Consider the following 14463-nt stretch of genomic DNA (forward strand, 5'->3'; position numbering starts at 1 on the left):
TAATAAATTATTATGTTATAAATATTTATACGGGAGAGACTACATATTTGTAGCGCCGAAGGAGCAACCACCCCGGAAACTCTCAGGCAGAAGGACCGTACGTATTAACTCTGGAAAGAGATAAATTCTCGCCGAAGGAGCTAAAATCTCTCAGGCACACCGACAGAGGGGGTTTTGAAGAGTTAATATGAATGTAAAAAAAACTGCACTGTACCAATTACACAAAAATCACAACGCTAGATTCGTTGAATTCGCTGGTTATAGTATGCCAATTCAATACTCTGAGGGAATTGTAAAAGAACATAATATTACAAGAAATAAGTCTGGAATTTTTGATGTTTCGCATATGGGGCAGTTATTCATTAAATATAATGATGACATAACAGATAAGCTCCAAGAAATTTTACCGACTGATCTTAAAAATTTAAAAATTAATCAAAGTAAGTATTCGTTTTTAATGAAAGAGAACGGGGGAATATATGATGATCTTATTATCACCAAGATGAAAGATCAGTACATGATTATTTTAAATGCCGCATGTAAACAAAACGATCTTCAGATTATTAAAAATAAATTAAATAATCAAAATTTGGATATGAACAATGATTTATCTCTCATAGCTATACAAGGCCCAGAGTCCAAAACAATTCTTGAAAATGTAGTTTCAAATATATCAAAATTAAAATTCATGAATGGAGAAAAATTTTCTTTTAAAAATAATGAAATCTATATAACAAGATCAGGATATACAGGTGAAGATGGCTTTGAAATATCATTACCTAATAAAGTTGCAATCTCTTTTGCAGAAGAATTAATTTTAAAAGGGTCAACTTTAATCGGTTTAGGTGCAAGAGATACTCTAAGATTAGAAGCAGGTTTGTGCTTGTACGGTCATGACATAAATGAAAATACCAGTCCAGTTGAAGCAAATTTAAAGTGGGCTATTTCAAAAAACAGAATCAATGATAATTTTATAGGGTCAAAAAAAATAAAAAAACAAATTGAAGAAGGTGTGTCAAAATTAAGAGTTGGTATCAAACCAGAGACTAGAGTTATAGCAAGAGAGTCAACGAAAATTTTTGATGAAAAAGACAATGAAATTGGAAAAGTTACTAGCGGCACATTTGGACCAAGTGTTAATGCATCTATTGCGATGGGATATATTTCAAATTCTCATTCTAAAACAGATACAAAAATTTTCTTAGAAGTAAGAGGGAAAAAAGTACCTGCCAATGTTTGTGATTTACCGTTTTATAAAAAAAGTTATGTGAAGGGAGAAGCTAATGTCTGATACAAAATTTTCAAAAGAACACGAATGGATTACATTAGATGGGGAAGTTGGAACTATTGGAATTACAAAACATGCAACTGAAATGTTAGGTGACATAGTTTTTGCTGAATTACCTGAAAAAGGATCTAATGTTGAAAAAGATGGAACTGCAGGGGTGGTAGAGTCAACAAAAGCTGCTAGCGATGTATATACTCCAGTAAGTGGTGAGGTTGTAGAAATTAATCAATCAATTGTTGATGATCCATCAAAAATCAATGCTGACCCAGAGGGCGGAGCTTGGTTTTTTAAACTAAAGTTAAAAAATAAATCAGAACTCGATACTCTTATGAATAAAGAAGAGTACGATAAATTTGCAAAGGAGACATCAACATAATGTTACCAAATTCAGAAAAAGATTTTTTAAAGAGACACATTGGACCTTCTAAAGACGATCAATCAAAAATGTTAAAAGAATTAAATTATCAATCACTAGATGATTTAATTAACAGCACAGTACCAGAAAAAATAAAATTTAATGGTGAACTTAACATTGGTGAGTCAAATTCAGAATATGAAGCTTTGAGAAAATTAAGAACAATTTCAAAAAAAAATCAAGTTTACTCAAATTTTATAGGTATGGGTTATTACGGAACGTATACACCTTATGTAATTTTAAGAAATATATTAGAAAATCCAGGTTGGTATACTTCATATACGCCTTATCAGCCAGAAGTAGCTCAAGGAAGACTTGAGATGTTATTAAATTTTCAACAAATGATCGTTGACTTTACAGGAATGGATATCGCTAATGCCTCTTTATTAGATGAAGGTACAGCAGCAGCGGAGGCTATGGGCCTAAGTCACAGATTGAACAAAAAAGATAGTAATATAGTTTTTGTATCTGAGGATTGTCATCCTCAAACAATAAATGTAATTCAAACTAGAGCTGAACCAATGGGTTTAAAAGTATTGGTTGGTAAAGAAGATGAGGTTTTAGACCAGTTAAAAGAGGATTTAGTTTGTGGAATTTTACAATATCCTGGAACTTTAGGAAATATTAAGGACCCAAGTGAAGCAATTAGCAAAATCCGTAAAAAAAATGGTAAGGCTGTATTAGCATGTGATTTGTTGGCATTAGCAAAATTAAAAACACCAAGAGAACTTGGTGCTGATATAGCAGTTGGAAGCTCACAAAGATTTGGTATTCCGATGGGGTATGGAGGTCCACACGCAGCTTTTTTTGCAACAAAAGATGAATACAAAAGATCAATGCCGGGAAGAATTGTTGGTGTGTCAGTGGATAGACATGGCAATAAAGCATATAGATTGTCCTTACAAACTAGAGAGCAACATATCAGAAGAGACAAGGCTACAAGTAACATTTGTACTGCCCAAGCTCTATTAGCAATTGTATCAGCAGCATATTCTATTTATCACGGCCCAGATGGAATTAAGAACATTTCTGAAAGAGTGTCACAATTAGCAAAAAGTTTTGCTGACAAAATAAAACAGTCTGGATATGAACTTTATTCCAATTATTTTTTTGATACTGTTACAATTATTACTAAAGAAAAAACTGATCAAATTTATAAAAATGCTTTAAATCAAAAAGTTAATATACGTAAAGTAAATTCTGAAATGCTTGCAGTTTCTTTTGATGAAAGAAAAAACGTTTATAGAGTAAATCAACTATTAAAAATCTTTAACGCAGCAGAATCAATCAAAAAAGAGGATCCTTCAGTAAGTTTACCTAATCTCCCAAAAAACTTATTGAGAACCTCAAAATATTTAGAACATCCAGTTTTCAACTCATATCATTCTGAAACTGAAATGCTGAGATACTTAAAAAGATTAGAAGATAAGGATATAGCATTGAATAGAACAATGATTGCACTTGGTTCATGTACGATGAAGCTAAATGCTGCCGCAGAGATGATCCCAATTTCATGGAAAGAGTTTGCAGAACCTCATCCATTTGTTCCAATTGAACAAATGGAAGGATTTAGAGATCTATTTACTGATCTAAAAAATTGGTTGCGTTCCATAACTGGTTTTTCGGGCGTTTCTCTTCAACCTAATGCAGGTGCTCAAGGTGAATACGCGGGATTGATGGTTATCCGAAAGTATCATTTATTTAGAGATGAGGCCAATCGAAACATATGTTTGATTCCAAGTTCAGCACACGGCACTAATCCAGCAAGCGCACAAATGGCTGGAATGAAAGTTGTTGTTGTTAATTGTGATAAAGAAGGAAATGTTGATTTTGATGACTTAAAGAAAAAAGTAGAGCAACATTCTGAAAACCTTGGGGCATTAATGGTGACTTATCCATCCACTCATGGAGTGTTCGAAGAAAAAATATCAGATATTTGTGAGTTAGTTCATAAACATGGTGGTCAGGTTTATATGGATGGTGCAAATCTAAACGCATTAGTGGGAATTGCTAAACCTGGAAATTTTGGTCCAGACGTTTGTCACATTAACTTACATAAAACGTTTTGTATTCCTCATGGTGGGGGAGGACCTGGAATGGGTCCAATTGCTTGTAAAAGACATTTACAAGTTTACCTGCCCAACCACCCAGTAATAAAAGATTGTGGACCAACATCTGGAATTGGAGCAGTTTCCGCAGCGCCTTGGGGAAGTTCAAGCATTTTATCAATTTCTTGGATGTATATTAAAATGATGGGATCAGCAGGGTTAAAGCTTGCTACTCAAGTTGCGATACTTAATGCAAATTATATAGCTCACAGATTAAAAGATCACTTTCCAATTTTGTATAAAGGGTCAAATAGCAATGTGGCCCACGAATGTATAATTGATATTAGAAATATTAAATCAGAAACAGGAATAACAGAGGAAGATATTGCGAAAAGATTAATTGATTATGGTTTTCATGCACCAACTATGTCCTGGCCTGTCGCCGGCACTATGATGATAGAACCAACCGAGAGTGAAAATCTGAGAGAGATAAATAGATTCTGTGATGCGCTCATTAAGATCAAATCTGAAATTGACAATATAAAATCTGGTAAATTTGATAAAATAGACAATCCTATAAAGAATGCACCTCACACAGATTTAGAGCTCTCATCTGATGAATGGAGGCATAAATACACACGTGAAGAAGCAGCTTATCCATCTAAATATTTGAAAAGCAATAAATTTTGGCCACCAGTTGCTAGAGTAGATAACGTATATGGAGATAAAAATATATTCTGTACTTGTCCAAGTATGGATGAATTTAAAGAAGACGCAGCTTAAAATTAATGAAAGTTGCAGTCATTGGCTCAGGTATCTCAGGACTTAGTGCTGCATACTTTCTATCAAAAAAATATAAAGTTGATTTATTTGAAAAAGAAGATCGTTTTGGAGGGCACTCTCACACAATTGATATTAAATTAAATGAAGATACAAATAAAATTCATGCAGATATTGGTTTTATTGTTTTTAATAAAAAAACTTATCCAAATTTAATTAATTTTTTTAAAGAAATAGACGTAGACATAGAAAAAAGCAATATGAGCTTATCATTTATGTCTAAAGACATAGATTTAGAATATTGTGGAAAAGGATTAAAAGGTATTTTCTCCCATAAAAAAAACTTATTTAATTTTGATTTTTTTAAAATGTTTTTAGAAATATTAAAATTTTATAAAAAAAGTTCTAAATTAAATGAATTTAATGAAGATATGAGCCTAGGCGAATATCTAGTTAATGAAAAACATTCTGAGTATTTTACTAATTATCATTTAATCCCTATGGTATCCGCAATTTGGTCAATGCCACCCTATGATGCAAAAAAAATGCCAATTAAATTTTTTATGAAGTTTTTTCAAAATCATGGTTTATTTAATTTAAGTAAAAGACCACAGTGGTACACAGTAAAAAACAGAAGCAGACAATATGTAAATAAAGTAATAGAAAAAATTAGCGGTAAACATTTTAAAAATTACAAAATTGATAAAATAAAGAGAATTTCAAATTTCGTGAGAATTTTTTATGGGTCAGAAAATGAATATTTCGATTACGATAAAGTTATTATTGCTACTCATGCTGATGAAGCAAAACAAATGATAGAGGACAAATCTGAAGAAGAAACTAAAATTTTGGGAAGTTTTCAATATAAAAAAAATTTAGCCATAATTCACTCAGATGAAGTAGTTATGCCTCAAAAAAGATTTAATTGGTCTGCGTGGAACACATCAATTTCAAAAAAAAATAGTTCTGTAACTTATTGGTTAAATTTACTCCAAAATTTTAAAATAAATAAAAATATCTTTTTAACTCTCAATCCTTTTGAGCAGATAAACACAGATAAAATAATAAAGAAAGTTGAATTTACTCACCCTTATTATGATCATAAAACACTAAAAAACCAGAAAAATTTACATTTGATACAAAATAAAAAAAATATATTATTTTGTGGTAGTTACTTTGGTTATGGATTTCACGAAGATGGCATTAAATCTACATTAGAAATGATTAAATTTTTGAATGATTAATAATTCTTGTATTTATGTTGGAAGCGTAATTCATAAAAGGTTTAAACCTAAAAAACATTTTTTTAAATATGACGTTTTTTCTCTTTTCTTAGATCTCGATGAAATAAATGAACTTGATAAGAAAATTCCTTTTTTTTCGTATAATAAATTTAATATTTTAAGTTTTTTTGATAAAGACCATGGTTATAGAGATGGCTCATCAATTAAAGATTGGTTAATTCATGTTTTGAAAAAAAAGAATATTTCCACAATAAGTATTAAAATTAAAATATTATGCTATCCAAGAATATTTGGGTATGTTTTTAATCCATTAAGTATTTTTTTTATCTACGATATAGACTCAAATCCAATAGCAATATTATACGAGGTTAAAAATACTTTTGGAGAACAACATACTTATGTCTTTAAAATTGATATAAAAAATAAACAGATCTTTAATAATTGCAAAAAAAAATTTTATGTATCACCTTTTATGGATTTAGAATCAAAATATTTTTTTAAGGTGCTGATTCCTAGCGAAAGACTTTCAGTAATTATCGATCAGAGAGACAAAGAGGGAAAACTATTATTTGCTTCACAAGATGGCGTAAGAGTAAAATTAAGCTCAAAAAATCTGCTTAAATCATATTTAAAACATCCTTTAATGACCCTCAAAATAATTTCAGCAATACATTATGAGGCATTAAAACTTTGGATGAAAGGCATTAAATTAGTTAAAAAGAACTTAAAAATTAAAAATAATACTAGTTACGAAAATTAATGATTAATAATTTTTCAAAAAAAATAGCTTTTTCGGCGTTAAAAATGATTAAGTATGGGAAGATCATAGTAACAGATTATGATCAAAGCAAACATACATTCGGTAAAGATGAAAATTTAATTGTTTTTGTAAAAATTAATAGATCAGATTTTTTTAAGAAAATAATTTCAAAAGGTAGCATTGGTATGGCAGAGGCCTACATGAATAACGAATTTGAAACTGATAACTTATCAAAATTGATAGAGTTAACTGCTAAAAACATTGAAATTGTCCACAAGTTTTCAGGTATTTTAGATCTATCTTTTATTAATTATTTAAAAAATATTTTTAATAAAAATACGAAATCAAATTGTAAAAAAAATATCTCAAAACATTATGATTTAGGAAATGAATTTTTTTCACTTTGGTTAGACGATACTTTGACATACTCTAGTGCTATTTTTGAAAATGATAAATTAGATTTGGAAAAAGCACAAATAAATAAATATAAAAAGTTAACTTCACTTATTAAGCCTAAAATTGGTGACAAAGTTTTAGAGATAGGTTGTGGATGGGGCGGTTTTGCAGAATTTATAGGAAAAAATTATGATGTTAAACTAGATTGTATAACAATTTCAAAAAAACAATTCGATTACGCTAAAAATAGAATTTATAAAATAGGTCTTAACGAAAAAATTAATATTAAAATGCAGGATTATAGAGACGTAAGAAATAAATATAATTCGATTGCTTCAATTGAAATGATTGAAGCAGTAGGACAAGGTTATCTTAAAAATTATTTTCAAAGCATTAAAAAATATTTAAAAGATGATGGTAAAGCAGCAATTCAGGCAATCACGATCGATGATAAATTATTTAATAGATATAAAAAAAAGGAAGATTTTATTCAAAAATATATTTTTCCAGGTGGATTTCTTCCGTCTAAAAACTCCTTAGTTGAACACGCAAAAAAAACTGGACTAGAGTTTACACAATGTAATTCTTATGGAGTGCATTACAGCAATACTCTTAAAATTTGGAGAGAAAAATTTTCTAAAAGTTGGGAACATATATCTAAGCAAGGTTTTGATAACACATTTAAGAGAATGTGGAATTTCTATTTATCTTATTGTGAAGCTGGCTTTAGATCAAAAAATATTGATTTAATACAGTTCTCTTTACTTAAAAATAAATAATATGAAATTAATAAAATCAATTCTATTGATTATTGTCTTGTCCTTAGTTACAAGCTGTTCAAATAATATGAAGCCAGAAGACTTTAAAAATACCGAGCCTACATTACTAATCGAAGAATATTTTAATGGCAAAGTGAAGGCATGGGGCATCCTACAAGACAGAAGTGGAAAGGTTACACGTCAATTCAAAGCAGATCTAATCGGTTCCTTTGATGACAATATTATTACTCTAGATGAAGACTTTTATTGGACAGATGGTGAAAAACAAAAAAGAACTTGGAAAATAAAAAAAATAGATAATAATAATTATATAGGAACCGCACCAGACGTAGTTGGAGAAGCAACTGGTGTGCAATATGGATCAGCATTTAAATTCAAATATGATTTGTTAGTTCCATTCAAAAATAAAAATATCAAAGTTTCATTTGATGATTGGATATTTAAACAAGATGAAAAAGTAGCAATCAATAGAGCGACCTTAACTAAATTTGGTTTTAAAGTTGGTGAGTTGACTGTCTTTTTTATGAGAGACTAATCAACAATCTTTTTCATACCTTTCTCAATTATTTTGAAATACAACCCATTTGGCATTATTTTTAGAAACTTCATTATGGATGTAAAAGATTTTGGAAAATGAATTTCAAATCCCTTATTTTTTGTTAGACCTTTAAACATTTGATCTGCAGCGAACTCTGGAGATTTAATCATTGGCATTGGAAATTCATTTTTATCAGTCATAGGTGTTTTTATGAAACCAGGACTTACAAGAGAAACACGAACATTAAATCTTTTTAGATCAAAGTATAGACTTTCTGCAAAACTACTTAGGGCAGATTTAGACGCACAATATGCACCTGCTGCAGGCAAACCTCTGTAACCTGCTACCGAAGATACTATAGATATATGTCCTGATTTTCTACTTTTATAATACTCGTATACAGAATTTATTGAATGTACGGTGCCAAAAAAATTAACTTCCATAATTTTTTTAACCTTTTCAAGATTTAAACTCTTCTCAGATTTTGGATCATGAATTCCTGTGCAGAATACGGATATATCAATCTCCCCAATTTTATTTCTAATATTTTCGAACACATTTTTACACTTTTCACTATCCGTTACGTCTAAAGGAAATGGCATTATATTCTCATTACTTTGAGATATTTCATTTAACAAATTTTCTCTTCTCGCTGAAATTGCTACCTTCCAACCTTCTTTTGCAAATTTTAATGCTAGTGCTTTACCAATCCCACTACTAGCTCCAGTTATCCATATTGATTTATTATTCATATAAAAATGATGTATAATATGAATATGTTGAAAAATAAATTTATATCTTTTACAATATTTGCAATAATCACCTATTCTGCGTCATTTATTGGAAGTTTAGCTACATTCTCTTATAAAGAGCCTTGGTATTCGACACTAAATAAATCTTTTTTGACACCTCCTGACTGGGTATTTGCTCCTGTTTGGACAACTTTATATCTTTTTATGGCTATAGCAATTTGGTCAGCTTGGCATAAGAATTATAATATAAATTTAGTTTTAATTTATTTGATTCACTTATGTTTTAATACAACTTGGAGTGTAGTTTTTTTTGTTTTCCACAACATTGAATTAGCATTATTAAATTTGATAGTAATAATAATATTTATAGCAATATTAACTTTCAAATATAAAAAAATAAATAATTTAAGTTTTTATCTGATGATTCCTTATTTACTTTGGAGCTGTTATGCATTAATTCTTAATTTTACTTTAGTTTTATTAAATTAATATGGATGATATTGTAGTAGTTGGCGGTGGAATAATTGGAGCATCTACAGCTTATTTTCTTTCAAAGGAAGGTAGAAAAGTAAAAGTAATTGAAAAAGATCCAACTTACAAAAAAGCTTCATTTCCATTATCTTTAGGTGGTTTTAGAAGACAATTTTTTCAAAAAGAGAACATCATGTTAGGAAAGTTTTCGAGAGAATTTTTGTTAAATGTTCCTAGTGATCTAAAAACTAAAAATAACCCAAGCCCAACAGTCAGTATGGTCCCAAATGGCTACCTTTTACTTTTTGGACCAGAACACGCTCAAGAACAGTATTTAGCTTTAGAAAATCATAAAGCTTGTGAGGCTGGTACAAAAAATATTAAAGGTTCAGAATTAAAACAAGTATTTCCATATATAAGTGAAGAGGGTATTGAAACAGCAACTTATTCGGATACAAAAATTGAAGGCTGGATAGACCCATATTTATTTCATAATGCTTTAAAAAATAAAGCCATAGAATTGGGCGCAGAATTTATTAAAGGAGATGTTAAAAGTTTAAAAGAAATTAAAGCAAATGCAATAGTATCAGCCGCAGGTTGTTGGACTAATGAACTTTTAAATGATATACCAGTTTTTCCTCAAAAGCATACTGTTTTTAGATTTAAATGCCCTAAACATATTCCTGAAATGCCATTAACGGGTGATTTAACAACAGGAGTATATTGGAGACCTGAAGGTAAAGAATATTTAGCTGGATCACCGAAGCCTGTATGGGGTGCTGAAGATTTGGAACCAGAATGGAATGATTTTGAAGAATTAGTTTGGCCAGGTTTAGCAAAAAGAATTTCAGTTTTTGAAGAAATTAAAATGACTGGTGCTTGGGCTGGTTACTACGATTGCAATAAACTAGATAATAATGCAGTAGTTGGAAAACACCCAGGATACAAGAATGTGTATATGGCATCTGGATTTACTGGAAGAGGTTTAATGCAGGCACCTGGTATTGGTAGAGCTTTGACAGAATTGATTACAACAGGGTCTTATCAAACAATCGATTTAGGTTGTTTTTCTGTTGAGAGAGTATTAAAGCAAGAGGAAAGAGTAGAACCTTACGTTTTATAATTATTCATTCTCCAATTTTTTTTACAAATAATCCTAATGTCCCATTAAATAATGATACCAATAAAATAATAAATTGACCTTTAAAAGAATAAAAATCAAAAGATGGATAAAAACTTATAGCAACACTAAAAAATAAATAAGTTAAAATAAATGGTTTTAAAAATTTTTTTATTTTCAATTTTATTTTTTCTTATATTTAGCAGCCTCCTCTGAACCACTTGTTGCTGAGCCTTTACTGTATGAGTGGGCACCCATTCCAGCTAACTGTCCATCTTTTACAATTAAATATTGATCTCTGATAGGTTTTTTATCAAAAAAACATTCTAGAATTTCTCTGACACCATCTGCATATCTTGCTTGAGCTGATAGTGACGTACCAGATGTATGTGGAGTCATTCCATGATTAGGCATACTTCTCCAAACGTGATCATTTGGAGCTGGTTGTGGAAACCAAACATCGCCAGCATAACCACTTAGCTGGCCCGATTTTAGAGCGTCTGCAATATCGTCTTTATTACAAATCTTTCCTCTTGCAGTATTCACAATATACGCGCCTTTTTTCATTTTGTTGATCATATCTTTATTAAAAAGATTTTCAGTTTCAGGGTGTAGTGGACAATTAATTGTTACTACATCGCAAACTTTAACCATTGACTCAACTGAGTCATGAAACGTTAAATTTAATTCTTTTTCAACGCTGTCTGGTAGTTTGTGTCTATCGAAATAGTGCAAATGAACATCGAACGGCTTCATTTTTCTTAATGCATCAAGTCCAATTCTTCCAGCTGCAACTGTACCTATATGCATTCCTTCAACATCATAACTTCTGTGGACAGCATCAGCTATATTCCAACCACCCTCGTTAACTATTCTGTGTTGGTTATGATAATCTCTAACCATTGAAACAATCATCATTACTATATGTTCTGCAACAGATCTTGAATTACAAAAAGTAACTTCAACCACATCAATTTTATTATCCATAGCAGCTTGTAAATCAACGTGATCTGATCCTATACCTGCGGTTATTGCCATCTTTAAATTCTTTGCTTTTTTAATTCTCTCTGCGGTTAAGTAATAAGGAAAAAACGGCTGTGAAATAACTATATCTGCATCAACTATATGTTTGTCTGCTTCACATCCATCACCATCTTTGCTATTTGTGACAATAAATTCGTGACCATTGCTCTCTAAAAATTTTCTAAGTCCTAATTCTCCTGACACACATCCTAGTAATTGACCAGGAGTAAAATCTCTACCTTTTGGAGTAGGTAAACTCATTCCATCAGGATATTTTTCTAATTTTGGTAAATCTGATAAAGGGTAAGACTTTGGCATTCCTCCTTTTGGATCGTCATATAAAACGCATAATATTTTCATTTTTTCTCCTGCATATATTTAAATTTAATTAAGGCATCTAACATTATTTAAAGACAATAAAAAATAAAAAATTAATATTTTTCAATCTTAGGTTTTATTTCATCCAAGAGTTGAATAAAAAAGATTAAAAGTTCACACAAAATTAATCAAATGCGAATCGGAATGATTAAAATTTGCACAAACTTAAAGCATATGGTTAAATTAATTTTTAAACTTTAATTAAAAGGGGTAGAAATGTTAACAAAAACGTTAAAAAGGCTAGCTTCTACTTTTACAGTAGTAATAGCTTTATTTTCTTCACTCGCTTTACCTCAAAAAGTATTTGGAGCGGAAACTCAATACTTTCCTGTAGCTAGTAGCCGTGTTGGACCTTATTCAGCAATGGGGACTGGTTATTATGGGGCTCAGATTGACTACATGAATTATGTGAATATGACAGGCGGAGTGAATGGAGTTATGCTTACGTGGCAAGAATGTGAAACTGAGTACAACGCCGTGAAAACAGTTGAGTGTTACCAGAGACTACTTGAAAAAGATGGTCAAAGAATAGTTGTTTTTGATACTTTAGGAACACCAGGAGCATATGCAGTAATTAATCGTATGGCAAAAGACAATGTTGTTTTAGCTCAATATGGTTATGGAAGAACTGACGGTGCTGATGGAAGAGTATGGCCTTGGGTATTTAACGCTGCAAGTCACTACTGGTCACAAATAGCTGTTAAATTAAAATTTATGGCTGAGATCGAGGGCGGAATTGATAAGATGAAAGGTAAAAAAATCGTTCACTTACACATCGACTCTGCTTACGGGAGAGAGCCATTACCAGCGATGAGAAAAATTACTTCTGACTGGGGAATGAAATTAGTTGAAATTTCAATTCCACCTCCAGGCCTGGAACAACAATCTCAGTGGCTGCAAATCAGACGAGAAAATCCAGATTGGGTAACTTTCTGGGGGGCAGGTTCTGGAATGAATTCAACAGCAATGACTAATGCTGCTAGAATTAATTTCCCAAGAGATAGAATGATGTACGTAACATTCGGTGCTGCCGAAGAGGATATGTATCCAGCAGGCGATGCAGCTAAGGGAACTTACGCTGTTGCAAATGCTTTACCAGGCGAATATCCGTTAGTTAAAGCCATCAAAGACAAAGTATATGGTTCTGGAAAAGGTAACTTAGCCGATCCAAATAGAATTGGTTCAGTTTACTGGAATAGAGGACTAGGTGCAGCAGTTATGTGGATTGAGGCTTTGAAAAATGCTCAAGAGATGCATAATAAAGTTGGTAAAGCAGTAACTGGTGCTGAGTTTAGAGATGGTTATGAAGCTTTAAATATGACTGAAGCTAGACTTGAAGAACTTGGAGTCGGAGGAATGTTAGCTCCATTTGCTATTTCATGTGCAAACCATGAAGGTGCCGGTAAATTTGCTGTAATGCAATGGGATGGAACAAAATTCAATCAGGTAACTGGTTGGGAAGCTCCATTAGACCCTAAATTTATTAGAGGTTTAGTTGAAGACTCTGCAGCAAAATTTGCTAAAGAAAACAACATTACACCAAAAAAATGTGGATAATTAATTTAATTAATTAATGTTCACAAGAATGGGAAGTTTAAACAATCTCAATTGTTTCAAACTTCCCATTTAAACAAAATTTAAAGTAAAAAAATAAATGAGTGATAATTCTGTAAATATTCTTGATATAAAAAATATTGAGGTAATGTATGACAACGTTATTTTAGCTTTACATGATGTTTCTTTAAAAGTTCCCAAAGGAAAAGTAGTTGCATTATTAGGAGCAAACGGTGCAGGTAAAAGCACAACATTAAAAGCTGTCTCGACTATGTTGGCTTCTGAAAGAGGTAAAGTTACCAAAGGATCAATCGATTATGATGGAAATTCAATAGAAAAACAGAACCCATCTCAAATGGTTGGACTTGGAATGGTTCAAGTATTAGAGGGTAGAAGATGTTTTGGTCATTTAACTGTTGAGGAAAATATTATTTCTGGAGCTTACTCTAGAAAATTATCTAAAGGAGATATTGCTCAAGAATTAGAGAAAATTTATACTTATTTTTTAAGATTAAAAGAGAGAAGAAAAAGTCAAGCAGCATTCACATCAGGTGGAGAACAGCAAATGATTGCAGTTGCAAGAGCAATGATGGCGAAACCTAAAATGTTGTTACTGGACGAGCCAACAATGGGTTTAGCGCCTCAATTAGTTGCTGAGATTTTTAATATTGTGAAAGAGTTAAATCAAAAAGAAGGAGTTAGCATTTTGCTTGCTGAACAGAACACTAATATTGCATTAAAAAATTCTGACTATGGCTACATCATTGAAACTGGCAAAGTCATGTTAGAGGGGACCGCTCAAAGTTTATTAAATAATGATAAAGTAAAAGAATTATACTTAGGTATATCAAAAAAAGGTAGAAAAAACTTTAGAGATGTTCTTAAAGAGGAAAATTTAAACAAAAAAAGCAATTAAA

At 31.1% G+C, this 14463-nt stretch carries 14 protein-coding genes and 1 riboswitch; of the genes, 11 read left to right on the forward strand and 3 right to left on the reverse strand.

Translation table 11 applies throughout. The annotated features are described in order from the left end of the window. Nucleotides 1-20: 20 nt before the first annotated feature. Nucleotides 21-108, forward strand: a riboswitch (glycine riboswitch). Nucleotides 109-187: 79 nt separating this feature from the next. From gcvT to AMN80_RS00460, 7 genes are read left to right on the forward strand one after another with little or no spacing between them, the layout of a single operon-like run. After that, nucleotides 188-1291: a glycine cleavage system aminomethyltransferase GcvT gene (gene gcvT / locus AMN80_RS00430; protein WP_075520062.1), complete on the forward strand. Its 1104-nt coding sequence runs from the start codon at nt 188-190 to the stop codon at nt 1289-1291. After that, nucleotides 1284-1664 carry a glycine cleavage system protein GcvH gene (gcvH, locus tag AMN80_RS00435; RefSeq protein WP_075520063.1) on the forward strand — a complete coding sequence of 127 codons (381 nt, stop codon included), beginning with the start codon at nt 1284-1286 and terminating at the stop codon, nt 1662-1664. The genes gcvT and gcvH overlap by 8 nt, the downstream gene beginning before the upstream one ends. Further along, nucleotides 1664-4534, forward strand: a complete 2871-nt coding sequence (gcvP, locus tag AMN80_RS00440) for an aminomethyl-transferring glycine dehydrogenase (protein WP_075520064.1) — start codon at nt 1664-1666, stop codon at nt 4532-4534. The genes gcvH and gcvP overlap by 1 nt, the downstream gene beginning before the upstream one ends. 5 nt (nt 4535-4539) lie before the next feature. Next, the gene (locus tag AMN80_RS00445; RefSeq protein ID WP_075520065.1) at nt 4540-5775 is read left to right on the forward strand and encodes an NAD(P)/FAD-dependent oxidoreductase; all 1236 of its coding nucleotides are present in this window, start codon (nt 4540-4542) and stop codon (nt 5773-5775) included. Further along, a complete protein-coding gene (locus tag AMN80_RS00450; RefSeq protein ID WP_075520066.1) occupies nt 5768-6535 on the forward strand; it encodes a DUF1365 domain-containing protein in 768 nt (255 codons plus the stop codon). Before AMN80_RS00445 ends, AMN80_RS00450 begins: the two co-directional genes overlap by 8 nt. Further along, nucleotides 6535-7710, forward strand: coding sequence for an SAM-dependent methyltransferase (locus AMN80_RS00455; RefSeq protein ID WP_075520067.1), 1176 nt, complete (start codon nt 6535-6537; stop codon nt 7708-7710). The genes AMN80_RS00450 and AMN80_RS00455 overlap by 1 nt, the downstream gene beginning before the upstream one ends. Before the next feature lies 1 nt (nt 7711). Next, nucleotides 7712-8245 (forward strand): DUF3833 domain-containing protein, encoded by a 534-nt coding sequence (locus tag AMN80_RS00460; protein ID WP_256997966.1) that lies wholly within the window; start codon nt 7712-7714, stop codon nt 8243-8245. On the opposite strand, the gene AMN80_RS00465 is transcribed toward AMN80_RS00460, so the two are convergent. Beyond that, nucleotides 8242-9000 (reverse strand): SDR family NAD(P)-dependent oxidoreductase, encoded by a 759-nt coding sequence (locus tag AMN80_RS00465; protein WP_075520069.1) that lies wholly within the window; start codon nt 8998-9000, stop codon nt 8242-8244. The two genes, AMN80_RS00460 and AMN80_RS00465, sit on opposite strands and share 4 nt — an antisense overlap. 24 nt (nt 9001-9024) lie before the next feature. On the opposite strand from AMN80_RS00465, the gene AMN80_RS00470 reads away from it, so the two are divergent. Both AMN80_RS00470 and AMN80_RS00475 read left to right on the forward strand, forming a co-directional pair. Beyond that, nucleotides 9025-9489 (forward strand): TspO/MBR family protein, encoded by a 465-nt coding sequence (locus tag AMN80_RS00470; protein ID WP_075520070.1) that lies wholly within the window; start codon nt 9025-9027, stop codon nt 9487-9489. Between the two features lies 1 nt (nt 9490). Continuing rightward, a complete protein-coding gene (locus tag AMN80_RS00475; protein WP_075520071.1) occupies nt 9491-10594 on the forward strand; it encodes an NAD(P)/FAD-dependent oxidoreductase in 1104 nt (367 codons plus the stop codon). Between the two features lie 4 nt (nt 10595-10598). Here AMN80_RS00475 and AMN80_RS05505 read toward each other — a convergent pair whose 3' ends face one another. Continuing rightward, nucleotides 10599-10772, reverse strand: coding sequence for a hypothetical protein (locus AMN80_RS05505; RefSeq protein ID WP_179850258.1), 174 nt, complete (start codon nt 10770-10772; stop codon nt 10599-10601). Nucleotides 10773-10774: 2 nt separating this feature from the next. Further along, complete coding sequence (locus AMN80_RS00480) at nt 10775-11974, reverse strand: NAD-dependent formate dehydrogenase (RefSeq protein ID WP_075520072.1); 1200 nt, start codon at nt 11972-11974, stop codon at nt 10775-10777. A gap of 234 nt (nt 11975-12208) precedes the next feature. On the opposite strand from AMN80_RS00480, the gene AMN80_RS00485 reads away from it, so the two are divergent. Next, a complete protein-coding gene (locus tag AMN80_RS00485; protein WP_075520073.1) occupies nt 12209-13549 on the forward strand; it encodes an ABC transporter substrate-binding protein in 1341 nt (446 codons plus the stop codon). 97 nt (nt 13550-13646) lie between these two features. Continuing rightward, a complete protein-coding gene (locus AMN80_RS00490) occupies nt 13647-14462 on the forward strand; it encodes an ABC transporter ATP-binding protein (protein ID WP_075520074.1) in 816 nt (271 codons plus the stop codon). Nucleotide 14463 lies beyond the last annotated feature (1 nt).

The organism is Candidatus Pelagibacter communis, from assembly GCF_001179985.1.
Taxonomy (GTDB): Bacteria; Pseudomonadota; Alphaproteobacteria; order Pelagibacterales; family Pelagibacteraceae; genus Pelagibacter; species Pelagibacter ubique_J.

Coding starts and splice junctions, on each gene's coding strand:
- gcvT (WP_075520062.1), top strand. CDS start 188: ATGAATGTAAAAAAAACTGCACTGTACCAATTACACAAAAATCACAAC.
- AMN80_RS00450 (WP_075520066.1), top strand. CDS start 5,768: ATGATTAATAATTCTTGTATTTATGTTGGAAGCGTAATTCATAAAAGG.
- AMN80_RS00475 (WP_075520071.1), top strand. CDS start 9,491: ATGGATGATATTGTAGTAGTTGGCGGTGGAATAATTGGAGCATCTACA.
- AMN80_RS00460 (WP_256997966.1), top strand. CDS start 7,712: ATGAAATTAATAAAATCAATTCTATTGATTATTGTCTTGTCCTTAGTT.
- AMN80_RS00470 (WP_075520070.1), top strand. CDS start 9,025: ATGTTGAAAAATAAATTTATATCTTTTACAATATTTGCAATAATCACC.
- gcvH (WP_075520063.1), top strand. CDS start 1,284: ATGTCTGATACAAAATTTTCAAAAGAACACGAATGGATTACATTAGAT.
- gcvP (WP_075520064.1), top strand. CDS start 1,664: ATGTTACCAAATTCAGAAAAAGATTTTTTAAAGAGACACATTGGACCT.
- AMN80_RS00485 (WP_075520073.1), top strand. CDS start 12,209: ATGTTAACAAAAACGTTAAAAAGGCTAGCTTCTACTTTTACAGTAGTA.
- AMN80_RS00465 (WP_075520069.1), bottom strand. CDS start 9,000: ATGAATAATAAATCAATATGGATAACTGGAGCTAGTAGTGGGATTGGT.
- AMN80_RS00480 (WP_075520072.1), bottom strand. CDS start 11,974: ATGAAAATATTATGCGTTTTATATGACGATCCAAAAGGAGGAATGCCA.
- AMN80_RS00445 (WP_075520065.1), top strand. CDS start 4,540: ATGAAAGTTGCAGTCATTGGCTCAGGTATCTCAGGACTTAGTGCTGCA.
- AMN80_RS00490 (WP_075520074.1), top strand. CDS start 13,647: ATGAGTGATAATTCTGTAAATATTCTTGATATAAAAAATATTGAGGTA.
- AMN80_RS00455 (WP_075520067.1), top strand. CDS start 6,535: ATGATTAATAATTTTTCAAAAAAAATAGCTTTTTCGGCGTTAAAAATG.